The 14,700-nt window shown below is 47.0% G+C and carries 12 protein-coding genes; 3 read left to right on the top strand and 9 right to left on the bottom strand.

Annotated elements, in window-relative coordinates:
- Positions 1-284 precede the first annotated feature (284 nt).
- From G3352_RS18070 to G3352_RS18095, 6 genes are all read right to left on the bottom strand, one after another.
- Complete coding sequence (locus tag G3352_RS18070; protein ID WP_163758518.1) at positions 285-1,940, bottom strand: extracellular solute-binding protein; 1,656 nt, start codon at positions 1,938-1,940, stop codon at positions 285-287.
- A 62-nt stretch (positions 1,941-2,002) separates the two neighbouring features.
- Positions 2,003-2,872 (bottom strand): ABC transporter permease subunit, encoded by an 870-nt coding sequence (locus G3352_RS18075; RefSeq protein ID WP_163758520.1) that lies wholly within the window; start codon positions 2,870-2,872, stop codon positions 2,003-2,005.
- Between the two features lie 15 nt (positions 2,873-2,887).
- On the bottom strand, positions 2,888-3,859 hold the full coding sequence (locus G3352_RS18080) for an ABC transporter permease (RefSeq protein WP_163758522.1): 972 nt from the start codon (positions 3,857-3,859) through the stop codon (positions 2,888-2,890).
- Positions 3,860-4,002: 143 nt separating this feature from the next.
- A complete protein-coding gene (locus G3352_RS18085) occupies positions 4,003-5,079 on the bottom strand; it encodes a response regulator transcription factor (RefSeq protein WP_163758524.1) in 1,077 nt (358 codons plus the stop codon).
- Between the two features lie 46 nt (positions 5,080-5,125).
- A complete protein-coding gene (locus G3352_RS18090) occupies positions 5,126-6,904 on the bottom strand; it encodes a cache domain-containing sensor histidine kinase (protein ID WP_163758526.1) in 1,779 nt (592 codons plus the stop codon).
- A gap of 136 nt (positions 6,905-7,040) precedes the next feature.
- Positions 7,041-8,093: a CotH kinase family protein gene (locus G3352_RS18095; protein ID WP_240343131.1), complete on the bottom strand. Its 1,053-nt coding sequence runs from the start codon at positions 8,091-8,093 to the stop codon at positions 7,041-7,043.
- 341 nt (positions 8,094-8,434) lie between these two features.
- Between G3352_RS18095 and G3352_RS18100 the strand changes: the two genes are divergently transcribed.
- From G3352_RS18100 to G3352_RS18110, 3 genes are all read left to right on the top strand, one after another.
- Positions 8,435-9,157, top strand: a complete 723-nt coding sequence (locus G3352_RS18100) for a hypothetical protein (protein ID WP_163758530.1) — start codon at positions 8,435-8,437, stop codon at positions 9,155-9,157.
- Between the two features lie 189 nt (positions 9,158-9,346).
- Positions 9,347-10,714 carry an arsenic transporter gene (locus G3352_RS18105; RefSeq protein ID WP_163758532.1) on the top strand — a complete coding sequence of 456 codons (1,368 nt, stop codon included), beginning with the start codon at positions 9,347-9,349 and terminating at the stop codon, positions 10,712-10,714.
- A gap of 13 nt (positions 10,715-10,727) precedes the next feature.
- Positions 10,728-11,396: a DUF2642 domain-containing protein gene (locus G3352_RS18110; protein ID WP_345940775.1), complete on the top strand. Its 669-nt coding sequence runs from the start codon at positions 10,728-10,730 to the stop codon at positions 11,394-11,396.
- A 109-nt stretch (positions 11,397-11,505) separates the two neighbouring features.
- Here G3352_RS18110 and G3352_RS18115 read toward each other — a convergent pair whose 3' ends face one another.
- The 3 genes from G3352_RS18115 to G3352_RS18125 form a co-directional block, all read right to left on the bottom strand.
- Complete coding sequence (locus G3352_RS18115) at positions 11,506-12,405, bottom strand: hypothetical protein (protein WP_163758533.1); 900 nt, start codon at positions 12,403-12,405, stop codon at positions 11,506-11,508.
- A gap of 333 nt (positions 12,406-12,738) precedes the next feature.
- Positions 12,739-13,473 (bottom strand): nuclease-related domain-containing protein, encoded by a 735-nt coding sequence (locus tag G3352_RS18120; RefSeq protein WP_163758534.1) that lies wholly within the window; start codon positions 13,471-13,473, stop codon positions 12,739-12,741.
- A gap of 247 nt (positions 13,474-13,720) precedes the next feature.
- A complete protein-coding gene (locus tag G3352_RS18125) occupies positions 13,721-14,614 on the bottom strand; it encodes an NAD(P)-dependent oxidoreductase (RefSeq protein ID WP_076290322.1) in 894 nt (297 codons plus the stop codon).
- Positions 14,615-14,700 lie beyond the last annotated feature (86 nt).

Raw genomic sequence — 14,700 nt, forward strand, 5'->3', positions numbered from 1 at the left:
CTCCGGCCCAGAGCGTTTAATCTTCGTGACGATTTGGTATGTTCACGCAGCCAGCTCTGTTAGTCTCTTTCCATAACTCTATGTAAAATTTCACGTATCCAATACGCTTATTATATCGCATTTTGAACCTTCAAATCGCTAATATCTTCTTTCCTTCTTATTATTAACCTGAAATAGACTTGGAGTGAACATGCATCTGCAACAAAAAAACCTGGGCAGACTGCCCAGGTTCGGTGGTATCCAATTCGAATACGTTTATTGACACTCAACTCATTCCAGCTGTTTTACTCCGACTTCTGGAAATCGGCTTGCTGCTGTTCATAGATTTCATAGAAATCATCCCAGACAAGTACATTGTCCTTTTCCTTGCTCCACCATTCTTTGTACCATGTTTCAATCTCCGGGCCACCACCTTGTTCCCACTTTTGCTGCGCTTCTGCAGCAGCCTGCTCAACCGTATACTTACTGCCGCTAATAATGGAACGGGTGAAAATATCATTAATGGCTGTTGTCACATTGGTAAGCTTCACCTGAAGCTCTTTGGGCAGTTGGGGCATATGTTCCGAATGGGTAACGCCTTCTCCCACTGGCAGATCGTTCATGTATACTTCCCTTGCTTCCTTGAAAAGACGAAGTCCTTCCTTCTGGGATGGGATTTCCTCACTGAACAGCATTTCGGTGTAACCACATTTGCCTTCCTCCAGGCGGCTGTACAGCATCGCGTAATCTCCAGCCCAGCTTATTTCCTGTTTGTACTTTTCCTGGTCAGATATACGCGGGCAGCCCTGTTCGTTCAACGTATAATGAGTGCCTTCGAACCCGTTCTTGACCGTTCGGCCTGTCTCGGTTTTGGTCAGAAAATCAATATATTGAATGACGGCTTCCGGATTTTTGGCACGGGCATTCACGACCGCAGTCATCTGTACCGGGTTATTCCATACCATCGTATATTGCCCCACCGATGTGGAAGGCAGAGCAATGACCTTCAGCTTCGCATCAGGCACATTCTGCATGAGCGTATCCAGTTCCTTGGCCGCAAATCCGGTGTAATCAGCCGTCATTGCCGCATACATGCCTATTTTCCCGTTCAGGAAATCCTGCTTGGACTTGGCTCCATCCTTGTCGGTAAGAAAATCCTTGTCTACTACCCCCGCCTCAAACAATGCCCGCTTAAACGCTGTCATTTCCTTCATGTGATTGGGGCCGACCACGATCTCCCCGTCCTCCACGTTCACCCAATTGGCATTGTACATGTAGCGGAATAATCCCGCGGTGTCCCCAAATTGCAAACCTCCGATTCCAAAAGTATCGTCTGCACCGTTCCCATCCGGGTCATTCTCTGTGAATGCCTTGGCGACCGCCAGCATCTCTGCTTCGTTCGTCGGCACCTCCAGGTTTAGCTTTTCCAGCCAATCTTCACGGATGAAGAAACTGGTCAGCGGAAATACCTCATTCATTCGACCCACTTCATATAATTTTCCATCGCTCTTGATCCCAGCCTTCTTTAACTGTGGATACTTCTCCATCAGCGCTTTATATTCCACACTGGAGTTTTCGATCAGTTCATCCAGCGGCATCAGTTGTTTTTGATTAAATAACGTATTCCGAATAGGAGTCCCGAATTCAAAAATAACATCCGGTGCACTGCCCGAAGCGAACAGCACGTTTAGTTTGGACTGCGATTCCCAGCGGGGAACCGCCGTATATTTGACATTGGCCGGGCCGTTCTCATTGATCCACTTGGACCACATGTTATCCTCAATCGTTCCCATACCGCTTGGTACGGCGCCCCGATCATAGATCGTCGACGTTATATTGCCGCGCGCACCTTCCCCTTCAGCCTGTTCACTTCCACTTCCTCCTGAACACCCTGCCAGTATTCCGCCGATCAAGCCCAGAACAAGACCAGACTTCATCCATGCCTTGATGGATATCACCATAAGATCAGACCCTCTTTCTTATATAATGTGAAATGAAATAAGCGAATGGCTTGCAGCCTGCACTACCCTTTAATGGAGCCCAGCATGACCCCTTTAACAAAGTACTTTTGCAAGAACGGATACACTGCCAAAATGGGAATGACCATCACGATTACGGCCGCTGCCCGAATGCCTTCTGGCGTTAGATTCGAAATCATCGTCGGATCGGTAAAATCCTGCACGTTCAGATTGGACATAATCATATTTTGGACCAATACAGTCATGTTGTACTTGGAGGTATCGTTGATGTAAATCATCACACTCATGAATGAATTCCAGTACCCTACACCATAGAACAGAGCAATGGTCGCCAGCAACGGTTTGGACAGAGGCAGCACGATCCGAAATAACAAACCGAGTTCTCCGCATCCATCGATGCGTGCAGCTTCGTCCACTTCCCCTGGCAGATTTTCAAAATACGATCTCATAATCAGCATGTTATACGTACTTACCAGACCTGGCAGCCAAAGTGCACCATAACTGTTCACCAGCCCAAGGTACTGCACCACCAGATAAGTCGGAATCAATCCGCCGTTAAAAATCATCGTGAATACCATCGCCATTGTAAAAAACCTGCGGTGGTAAAAATGCCTGCGCGACAGCGGATACGCCGCCATAATTGTAACAGCCATACTCAGCCCCGTACCGATTAACGTAATCTCGACACTGTTCCAGAACGCATTCAGGATCGGCGTCCCGGTCAATAGACTGTGATAGGAAAACCAGGTGAAGTCGACTGGCCATAGCCCTACTTTACCGGATACTACGGCTCTCGCATCACTCAACGACAAAGCCACAATATTCAGAAGGGGCAGGATACAGCTGATAGCGACCAATGTTAACAACACATAATTGATCATATAAAAGACTTTTTCTCCTCGTGTTTTTCTCACTCTGCTCCGCCTCCCTTACCACAAACCTTCGTTAAATCGACGTGCAATATAGTTGGCACAATAGATGAGAATAAATGCGACCAGTGATTCGAATAATCCCATCGCCGTCGTTAGGCTGAACTGCGCTCCTTGAAGACCTGTGCGATAAATATACGTACTGATAACATCGGCAACCTCGTTCACGTTAGAGTTCTGAAGCATATACACTTGGTCAAATCCAACTTCCATCACGCGCCCCATCGACAGAATAAGCAGTAAAATAATGGTGGAGCGAATGCCCGGAAGGGTTACGTGCCAGATCTGTCGCAGCTTGCTCGCCCCATCCATCTGTGCAGCTTCGTACTGGCTTGGATCGATCGTGGTTAGTGCCGCCAGAAAAATAATCGCGTTAAAGCCCATGTCCTTCCAGATACCTGACCCGACAAAAACGGCGATCCAAGAGCCTTTGTTGTACATGAACGGATACGGCTCTCCCGTCCAGGCTTCCACCCATCGGTTCACGATTCCGTTCTCCAGTGAAAATACGGTCATGATCATCATTGCAATGATGACCCAGGAGAAAAAGTGCGGCATGTACACCACGGTCTGCACGGTACGCTTAAACGCCATGTTTCTCACTTCATTCAGCATGATCGCCAGAATAATCGGGATGGGAAAACCCACGATAATGCTAAGCAGACTGAGAAATAGAGTATTACGGATGATCTCCACTGTGCGCGGATCGCTGAACAAGGTCTGAAAATGTTGAAAGCCCACCCATGGACTGTTCCAGAGCCCGTCGTAGAAGTTATAATCCTTGAAGGCGATGACCAGCCCCCCAATCGGCGCATAACGAAAGATAAGATAAAACAGGATCACCGGAAGAAACATCAATAGTAGCGGAATATTCGTCTTGAAACGGCGAAGCCGCTGCTGCCGGATTCTCTGCCTCACTTCGCTGTCAGGCGGTTCCAACCTTGGCGGCCCTGCGGCCAGCTCTCCCTTCATGTTCATCACTCCTCTCTGCTGTGGATGTCTATAGTTGTATTTTAGATAAAAATGTAAGCGTAAACATTCGATATTTAACGATCCTTTTTTAAATTTCTACGCAAAATAACCCCACATCGTGGGGCTGTGTTCGGTAAAGGCTTCTACTCGCTGCTCTCATGGCTAGGCTGCTTGCGAAATTCGCGTGGCGACAGCCCGGTCATCTGTTTGAACACGGTTGTAAAATAACTGGAGTTATCGAACCCGGTCTGTTCGGCAATGTCCGCCATGCTCTGCCGGGTACTGTGCAGCAGTAACTTCGCCTTATCAACTCTACGCTTACTGACGTACTGGCTGAAGCCATGTCCGGTTTCTTTTTTGAACAGGTGACTGAGATAATTGGGGGTCACGTGAACATGCGCGGCTGCCGCCTGAAGATTGCAATTGCTGGAATAGTTCATCTCGATATACTGAAGAACCCGTGTGACCACGTGATCCTGCTGTTCCTGCGTAAGCCGGACCAGCATACCAAGCCATTCTTCACTTTTGCAGCGTGCCCAGGCCATCACTTCCGCTACCGAATGAATCCAGAGCAACGGATCTGGGCCGAACTTGTCGACACTCGCAGACTGCTGAACACGGAACTGCTGCACTAACAGATCGGTCATCACTTTCATGAGCAGCTGAATCTCGGCCTTACATTCAGGGAGAGGCATCCGGGATGCATGGCTGAATAGTTCATCGATCCGTGCAGCCATTTGCGGCATCTGCTGGTTCAACAAGAATGTTGCCAACTCATCACGCAATCGATCCGATCTCTCTACCAGACTGTACTGTTCCCTAATTCGGTTATCGGATTGTCGCTGGCAGTATCGCTCATGCGCTTTGCGAAGAACACGACAGGCCTCATCCAGAGAGAAGGGCTTGAGCAGAAACTCCATAGCACCATAACGGATGGCGCGCTGTGCATATTCAAACTCCCGATAGCCCGTCAAAATAATGATCATAATGTCCTGACCACGATCATGGATCTGTTCTGCCAAGTCCAAGCCATCCATCACCGGCATGTTAATATCCGTAATAATTAGATCCGGTGTACAACTGTTTACGGCTTGTAGCGCTTCTTCTCCGTCGGCAGCCTCACCAACCACTTCCCACCCGAGCGGATTGTTGGACACCAGATGTATCAATCCTTGCCGAAACATCGCTTCATCATCGACTACGAGCATTCGTCCATTCAATGAATGTATTCTCCTCTCAGCATGTTATCTGTTCACGTCCAGCAACCTATCCAACCTGATAGGGCAAACGAAGCCGCACCAGCGTTCCCACTTCAGCAGTGGATTCAATCTGCACACCATAAGGCTCACCATGAATCAGTTCGATTCGTCTGAGTACACTTCGCATGCCAATGTGTTGACGTTCCTCATCAGCGTGTGCCAAAGGTGCCAAAATACGATCCATCATGGATGGGTCCATCCCGCATCCGTTATCGGCTATCTCCAGAATAAGCATGTCCGATTCTGCATCATTTCCCGCGTACCGGAAGCCGCGAATCTCGAGACGACGATTGTCTCTTTTGTCCGCAAAGGCATGAACAAACACATTCTCCACAATGGGCTGCAGCAGCAGCCGAATCACCTGGCACCGGAGCAGTTCAGAAGGAACAGAAATCTCGATTGATAAGGCCTCCTGATACCGGGCCTGCTGAATCTGTAGGTAATGGTCAATCTGGGTCATCTCATCCTGTAGGGTAGTCAACCGCTGGACTGGCTCCAGTGTATATTGCAGCATCTCGGATAAGGCCGTAACCAGACGCGCCGACTTCTCATCTCCAAGCATATAGAACTTCCAGAAAAACATGCTTAATGTGTTATATAGAAAATGTGGATTCAACTGGGCCTGTATAGCCTTGAGCTCAGCTTGCTTTTCACTTAACTCCCGCTCATAGACTTCATGAATCAACGTATCGATTCGTGATGCCATCGCATTGAATCGATCTCCGATGAAGCCCAGCTCATCTTGTGTCTGAATCTGAACGCGTGTATCAAATTGTCCGTCACGCACTCTTTTCATCGCGTTAACCAGACTGGCCAGCGGACGCAGCAGCCTGCGGCTGATGATGGTAATAATGATCCACGAACACAGAACCGTGGCTGCCGCAGAAAATACAGCAACCTTTACGATAATCTTGCCCTTATGCTGAATCTGAGCCAAGGATACTTTGCTGATCAACGTGAACTTGGCTTTGTCTGACGTTTGTTTTGTATACAAATGAGCTGTCCCCTGCTCGTCCCTAATCTCGGTTGCTCCCATGCTTAGTTGTGTAAGCGGTGGTGGGTCCGCATCCTGATTATGGAACGCATATACCAGTTTCCCATCTGCATCCAACAAATACGCGGCAATATCTTCATTAAGACGTAGGTCCTTTAGATAGGATTCAAACAGAGAGGTATTAAAGAGGATTAACATGACTCCATACGTCTCCAGATCAACAGAACGCATTAAACGCCCTGCCAGAATCCAGTTGGATTTCTCCTCCTGAAGAAAAGCATCTGCGTCCAGACGGTTCCATACATATTCCCCTCCCGTCCCTTCCAGCTTATGGACCATCTCAGCCAAATATGAAGGGTCCATCTGTTGAAACGATCCGGCAAACGTGCCGAGATTAAATATGTTTCCCTTAAGATCATAGATTCGAATTCCCATGATCTCCGGTGCATCGAGACGAACCTGATACAACTGGTCATCCAGTTCATCCTCCAGCTTCATCTGATCGTAGGAGGAAATGCCCGCAGCCTGTGCCTTGATTGCATTTTTCACGGAGGGATTCAGCGTAATGTAGTCCGTCACTTTATACATGTCGTGCACCCTGGAGTCGAGTCTTGCAAGTACCTGTTCTGCGGTAAGACTATACTGGCGACTCACTTCCTCATTAAACAGCGAAATATGTATGCGATAAGTAATTAACCCCGTGATGCCTGATATCAATACAGTCGCCGCCGACAGAAACAAAATCAGTTTTGTTCTGAATTTAAAGCGTTTACATAATTGAATCCATCTCATCACTCTTCGCACCTCACCCTTGTCCCGCACCACTTTATTATTAAAAAAGATATCATACCCCTATGTAAAACAACAGAAAAAAACCTTGCCCGCATCTATAGTGGCCAAAGTTTCTCCTCTTCTACGAGCGTAGCATTTACAATCGATGTAATTCCTTCCGCAAATGTTCCCGACGCTCTATCACGTAAGTTCGAATCCTCTCCGGCTCACCGTAAAAAACGTTCATGTCCCATTTCATATAAGGGTCTTTCTCCACCTCTTTACGGATCTCGTTATGCAGGCTATAAACTATTGGCATAATCTTCTTCTCAGTAAATCCGGACATTAAGTGCTGTTGCATCAATTTCTTGTATTGTTGGCGGAAACTGCGGAATGCCAGCAATCGTCCGGTAAGTTTGTTATAGCCCTGAATTCGAACAAGATTGGGGTCAACTCTTGTTCCATAACAGTTTCTTCCCCAGGTGCCTTCATAATCCCATGGCAGAATGCCATACTTCTGGCTTTTAACTTTCTCATACCATGTGTAATTCTGATGGAACCCGTCAAAGTTCCCTGTAAGCACAGCCCCGCTTAGCCAGCGCAAATAGTTATTCGTATCAACCCTCGACTGCAAAAAGCGAAACAGTTCCAGTCTGGACTTCGTGTTCAATTGATGAATAAACGTTCGTAACCTTGTGCGATCCACATCCTTGCCCCGAATTAGACTGTATCCAGACAATAGATCAGTCCCTGTATCAGCTGCTCCTGGTTCAATCGCAAAACTGGCATGATCATTCACTGCATAGAAGATACTGCGGACAGGCATTCTTCTTTGACGAAAAAAGAAGGATTTCACACCTTCTATACGCAGGTACACTCCTGCGAGCTGCCCATTTAAGTAAAGTACACAGTGCCGAGTAGAAGGCGCGGGTACACGGATCGACTCGAAAAAACGAAAAGAGAGCGCATTGCGCAGCAGCGAAGGGTCATCGTACTCAGCATTAAAATGGAACGTCCGGCTGGAAGTCCGAATCTCAAATGATTTTTTGACATAGCCACGTGTATGTCCTCCCCGGTATCGAATCCGGATTGGGAGCTGTTTGCCGTCCATCTGCATCGTGCCATTCACAAACGTATCTGACCATATATTTGATGTTAGCTGCTGATATTCATTCGCAGACACATTGATGCGGTAGACAGGTAGAGCCATTTCCATCCGCCTTTCGAAGACCAGTGAGATTTGCCCGTAGGCTGTTACATCATCCTATGCAGGAGCACAGCAGGCCGTAAGGGCGGATGCACAGTCCTGTATATAACACATCAACTTCCCATGGCAGAATGCGGAATAACCGTGCCATTAATCTATAATTATATAATCTTTTCATAGATTAAAGCCAAATTAGTATATAAATAGTTGTCTGGCTAGTCCCCCCGAAGAGCATGTCACATATGATTAAACTACAGACAGACACGAATGACGAATGGAAGGGATCCTAATAACATCCGCCATCTGTCCATCTGAACTTATATCATGGAAGGGGTTAAAACACAATGTCTACGAATGGTCAAGGCATGAGAGGTTTGTTGGGAAGAGAAATCAAGGTTAACCGGGGAGGACCTGATTCAGTACAGGGCACTCTGTTGGACGTACGTTGGGACTATATGGCGATGAACTGCAAGGAAGGAATCGTCTATATCAATGAATCCCATGTCAAAAGCATAACAGACACAGGTCGTTCCGGTGGCAGCAGAACTCAAATGGGGAACCCTATTCCATCCAATACGTTTCTGGGAGTCATGCAGGCACTTCGCTTCCGCCAAGTGCAGATCAACCGGGGAGGTCCAGAAAAAGTCGAAGGCATCCTGGCCGATGCCAACCAGAACCAATTAATCATGACCATGAAAAATCAGGAGATCGTTCGTATTCCCATGCAACATGTGAAATCTGTATCCCTCGTACGCGGCAGTAGCAATAACAATAACAATAACAATAACAATAGTAACAACACGAGCCAAGGAAACCAGACTCAGAACAATCAATCTCGCGGCAACCGTTCCCAAGGCAATCAAGCTGCTCAAGGCAACCAGAGTAGTGGCAACCAATCTGGTGGAAACAAATCACGGGGCAATCAATCCCAGGGGAATAAATCAGGTGGGAACAAGTCACGCGGCAATCAATCCCAAGGGAATAAATCAGGTGGGAACAAGTCACGCGGCAATCAATCCCAAGGGAATAAATCAGGTGGAAACAAGTCCGGCGGCAAAAAGAAATAATAAAAAGAAACTGACAATTTAGGTTACTACCAGTTAAAGGGGGGAATTATCATGTTGATCTTCTTTGCAATGGTCTCCCTCAGTGTGCCTTTATATTGGATCGTTATACCTGGAAGGCCCACTCCGACCCATGAACATCTGATTCAGGCTTCACAAGGACTTCTCCCCCTGGGAGGTGAATCACAGTAAATGCCTGACTATCAGTTGTGGTTAACCTTCGGGGTATTTATCATCACTGTCATTTTCCTGATGTGGCGGCCTGGCGGATTAAATGAATCCATCCCTACCTCGCTCGGCGCCCTTCTTCTCGTTTTGACTGGAGTGAGCAGTTACGCTCATATTGTTGGCATCTTCGGGATTGTATCTGGTGCAGCCGTGACGATTCTCTCTACTATTGTGATGTCGATTATCCTTGAAAGCATCGGTTTTTTTCGCTGGATTGCCCTGAATATGATTGAAAAAGCGAGAGGTTCCGGCTTTCGATTGTATTGGCTAATTCTACTACTTTGTTTTCTCATGACCATCTTTTTTAACAACGACGGCAGCATTCTGATCACAACTCCGATTATTATTCGAATCTGTTCCATGCTTCGTCTGAAAATGCATCAGCAGTTGCCCTACCTGATCTCCGGTGCGCTCATTGCTACGGCCTCAAGTGCGCCAATTGGACTTAGTAATCTCGCCAATCTGATTGCCTTGCAAATGGTCGGTTTGAATCTTAACACCTATACCCAGATGATGTTTGTACCTTCCATGTTAGGCATTATCGTGATGACAGTGCTTTTATTCTATTATTTCCGTAAAAGTATTCCCAGGGTCATTCATTATTTCCCTGTTCCCCTGCAAACCCCATCAGGTTCGAGATATCATCCGCTGCAAGAGGCCAATGGTGAGTCACGGACAACGGATAGCGATAAAAACGTAGACTGGTGGCTGTTCCGAGTCTGTATTGGAATTGTTGTATTTATCCGTGCAGGATATTTTCTCGCTGAGCAATTCGGTATCCGGATGGAAATTGTCGCGATCACAGGTGTTGTTCTCATGCTCGCTGTGCGTTGGTATCGCACACGGACTGGACTTAAAGATGTGGTAACACAGACCCCCTGGCATATTCTGATCTTTGCCTTCAGCATTTATATTATTGTGGATAGTCTCCACCGGGCAGGAATGACCGCCTGGATCATTCAATGGATGAAACCTATGGTAGAAGGGGGAAACGCTAGCCTGATTGCTATATCAGGGTTAATGCTTACCCTACTATCCAATCTGTTCAATAACCTGCCTTCTGTCATGATCGGGACATTTGCTGTAACAGATCTTCAACTAAGTGATTCTCAGCTGCATCTTGCGTATCTTGCCAACATCCTGGGTAGCGACATTGGAGCATTATTGACACCTATAGGAACACTGGCAACGCTGATTTGGATGTATATATTAAAGACCCACCATATTCGAGTCTCCTGGAAACAGTATATGAAAGTGACATTCATTGTGATACCAATCAGTCTAATTGTCAGCCTAGTTTCACTATATATTTGGGCTTCTATTCTATACTGAGAGGAGGTATACTGTGAAATCCCCAACAATATGGCTCGGAAAGTCCATTGAAATGGAACTGTCCGGGTGTAAACTACCGATTCAGGGTGAAATTATTGATATGGGCCAGGATTTGATTGTGGTTTACGGTGATCACCGATTCATCTATGTACCCCTCCATCATCTTCAGTCCATGCATATTACCAAAGCCGATGATCCCAATTCCACTTCCAACTCACCTGCGCCTGATCCAGAGATGGATCATAACAATATATCTTACCGCAAAATTCTAATGAATGCCCGTGGAAGATTCAGTGAAATTTCGATAGGTGGCCAAACGTTGCATGGTTATATTACCAACATTATGAACGATTATTTCATATTCTTCTCACCATTACATCATTCGGTCTACGTCTCGATCAATCACCTCAAATATATTATTCCTTCTCCCACTAATAGCACGCCGTACTCTCTAAGTCAGCAGCATTTCCCTATGCAACCAGCGTCCATGCCGCTCTCCCGTACACTTGATCAGCAGCTTCAGAAAATGGTTGGCGAACTCGTCATCTTGAATCTGGATGATAAGCCCTACCGCGCTGGATTGCTGAAAAGCGCAGACAACAATTTGCTTGAACTGGTGGGGGCAGAAGGGAATACCTTAATTATGCATACCGATCATGTTCAAACCATTCATCTACCTTGAAATAATGAAAATTTACTAGAAAAGTAAAAGGTCCATCTGCTTATCACAGATGGACCTTTCTTTATGTTGAAAGAATGCTCTTGCAAGTCCATCCATTGCAACGGTTTTCCTATTTTCCGTATGTCTGCTCCATGCGCTCTTCCTCATTCGTAGACAGCAAGATGTTCAGCAGCCCCATCACGTTATTCGCTTCTGTTCTGGCTTCCGTATACTTCTCAGCAAATGCAGCTTCGTCCTGTTTCGGATCTATTGCAGCCAGTTTGGCCCACGACTCACGGGCTTTATCGTAAAGTTTCGTTAAAGTGATGTCATACGTATGCTGCGCGACAGGTGCCATGGAGTCGAACTCCGCTGCATTCTTGAAAAATACCATCGAGTCCGTAAAGGACTGACTGGTGTAATCCTTGTTCTTCATGGCATCCTCCGTGAGTAGCAGCGCCTGACGAGAGATAAACAACGTCTTCACCATGGCACGCTCCAGATTGGTTGCTTCTTCCCACGATACATAGGACACTTCTGGTGCCTGAACGGTTGTGAAAAAAGGAAAGGCATCATCGATCAAACGCTGTGAATCGGAATGGATTGGAATACCTGTGTTCATATTCACTACCGCATCACTATAGTTGGCGATATTAATATTTTTGGAGCCTTCTTCACTTACCCTGCGAACCGGATGATCGTTAAGCGGGACACGGATATAGCCAAGCTTGTCTGCATACTTCTGCTTCAATTCCTCCAGTGTAGAGTCCACTCTGATTTTGCCTTCTTCAGGCGAAGACCCCGTTGTATCGGAAGTTGAGGAGGTGCCCGCAGAGTCTTCAGCATTCGTATCTGCTGCCGACGAGTCAGTTGTTGACGTGTCCGAGCCATTGGTCGCTGTAGCCACCGCGCCAGCATCCTGAGCAGACTCCTTCGTCGTTGCTTCCTTCGTCCCACCTCCACATGCAGTCAATATGGCAACCAAGCTGAAAATGGCCGTGAACATCTTGATTCTATGATTCCATCTCATTGTATAATCTTCCCCTTATCTTATGTATGTACCTGAGTTACATTAACCTGTACTTTACTCCATGAACAGTTCATTCCATGAATGTATTTCGGATAACATGGATATATCACTTTGAATGCTGGTCTTTATTTTATCATAAGTTAAATACTGGGTGTATACGACAATGTGCCTGCATGCTCACCTGCACTTCAGGCTGTCCCATTCTCACATACGGAGAGAACAAAAAAACACGGTCATCCATGAAGGACAACCGTGTTGATATGTATGCTTAGTGATCTGCATTATTCGTTTCAATTCATCGCGCAGGTATGATGTAACAGGTTCAAATTCCTCTTATTTGATGCCTTTAGCCTTTTCCATATGATCAGCCCGAATCTGGGGATCCGTGGAATTGACTGCGGACAGCATGTTGTAGATCGCCTGAATATCCTGTTCCTTATACAACGTTTCGGGGACTTCAGTCTCAAGCCTTTCCGTTTTGCGCAGAATGGTCTCCACCAATTCATGATCATAGATAATCAGTTCATCCGAATTGACATACCGCACAGCTGGATCAACACTGATCCGGCATCGATTAGTGAAGGTCACCATGGAGACGAGACGAACTCTTTTATAATCGCCGAGGTGTGCCTGTATGGCCTCCACATGCCCTCGGTGCTGCATCAATGGGTTGTACATCTTGATTCGGCTGCTGCTGACTGTCCAATTGGCCTCTCTTCGGCCGCCACGAATCTCACCCGTTGTCAGGTTTCGTGTCTCAATCACGAAGATCCCCCGCGGACCGATGACAACATGATCAATCGATGAATAACCCGAGCGGGACTTGGTATTGGCAACAAGCAAGTCGTTCAGAACTTTGTATTCACCCGGAAGAGCATGCAGCTGCTGGGCAGTGCTTGGTTCCTCTGGCTGACGAATCCAATCTCCATCTGATTTCGTTTTTTTGCGTCTACTGCGGACCATACGCGTGGGTATGGGGGCCGTTGACGGTAAAGATGAAGCGGAAGCTGATATCTGGTTCGCGAGCTCTGGCTGTGACTTGAACAGAGACAGGATTTTTTTGAACATGGGCAAGCTCCGTTCTATGTAGTGTGGGTTTCGCACATCCATTATGTATACTTCTATTACTTATGTCGGATAAAGAGGGGTAAAAATAAAGGGAAGAGGGCCAAAAAACCATTGTTCAACTAAAGTATATACGATTCTTTAACCAATACTGTGACTTTAGACGCATATGAGAAGGGGGAATTTTATAAAAACAGCGTATTCCTTTCTATTGAAGAAAAAGAACACGCTGTTGTCTTGGTTGTGAAGATTAAGCCTGTAAATAATATGTGTAAAGCACCTGTGTACCCTTCTCATCCAGACCGTTGCTGGATATTTCCTGATACAAGGATTCCGCCAAGGCCAGCCCTGGCGTCTTCATGCCCATGGCTTTGGCAGATTCGAGAGCGATCCCCATGTCTTTGATAAAATGTTTCACATAGAATCCAGGCTCATAATCGCCTGCGATCATGCGCGGACCTAGATTGCTAAGTGACCAGCTTCCGGCTGCACCGGTAGCGATGCTCTTCAGCACATTCTCCGCGTCGAGACCGGATGTCTTGGCATAAGCGAGTGCCTCGCATACACCCATCATACCTGAAGCAATGGCGATCTGGTTGCACATTTTGGTATGCTGTCCTGCTCCCGCCTTGCCTTGCAGCACAATATTGGTGCCCATTTGCTCGAACAACGGACGAACCGCTTCAAAAGCCTCCGTGCTGCCGCCAACCATAATGGACAGCTTGGCATCCCGTGCTCCGATATCCCCACCGGAAACCGGTGCATCCAACGCATGCAGTCCTTTCGCTTCCGCGGCTTCATAGATCCGAGCAGCCAGCAATGGACTGGACGTGGTCATATCAATCAGGTACGAGCCCGGTTTCGCGTTCGCCACGAGACCATCTTCACCAAGATAAATCTCCTCAACATCCTTCGGATACCCCACCATCGTGATGATGACATCACACTCGGCTGCCAGTTTGCCTGGTGTGTCATGCCATACGGCACCTTCCTTCACCAACGCTTCCGCTTTGGCGGCCGTGCGCGTATAGACATGCAGCGGATAGCCTGCCTGCTGGATGTGCCCTGCCATGCTTTTGCCCATTACGCCTGTACCGATAAAGCCAACTTTCGTCTCTCCAGGTGCCTTCGTTGTATTTGTCATCGTAGGTTTCCTCCTATTTCTCTATACTTCGTTTGGAGCTTGTCTTCTAAACTTGCTATATCTGTATGTTAATGCTTTCTGTCTCT

It is taken from the genome of Paenibacillus sp. ALJ109b, assembly GCF_010747435.1.
Lineage (GTDB): Bacteria > Bacillota > Bacilli > Paenibacillales > Paenibacillaceae > Paenibacillus > Paenibacillus taichungensis.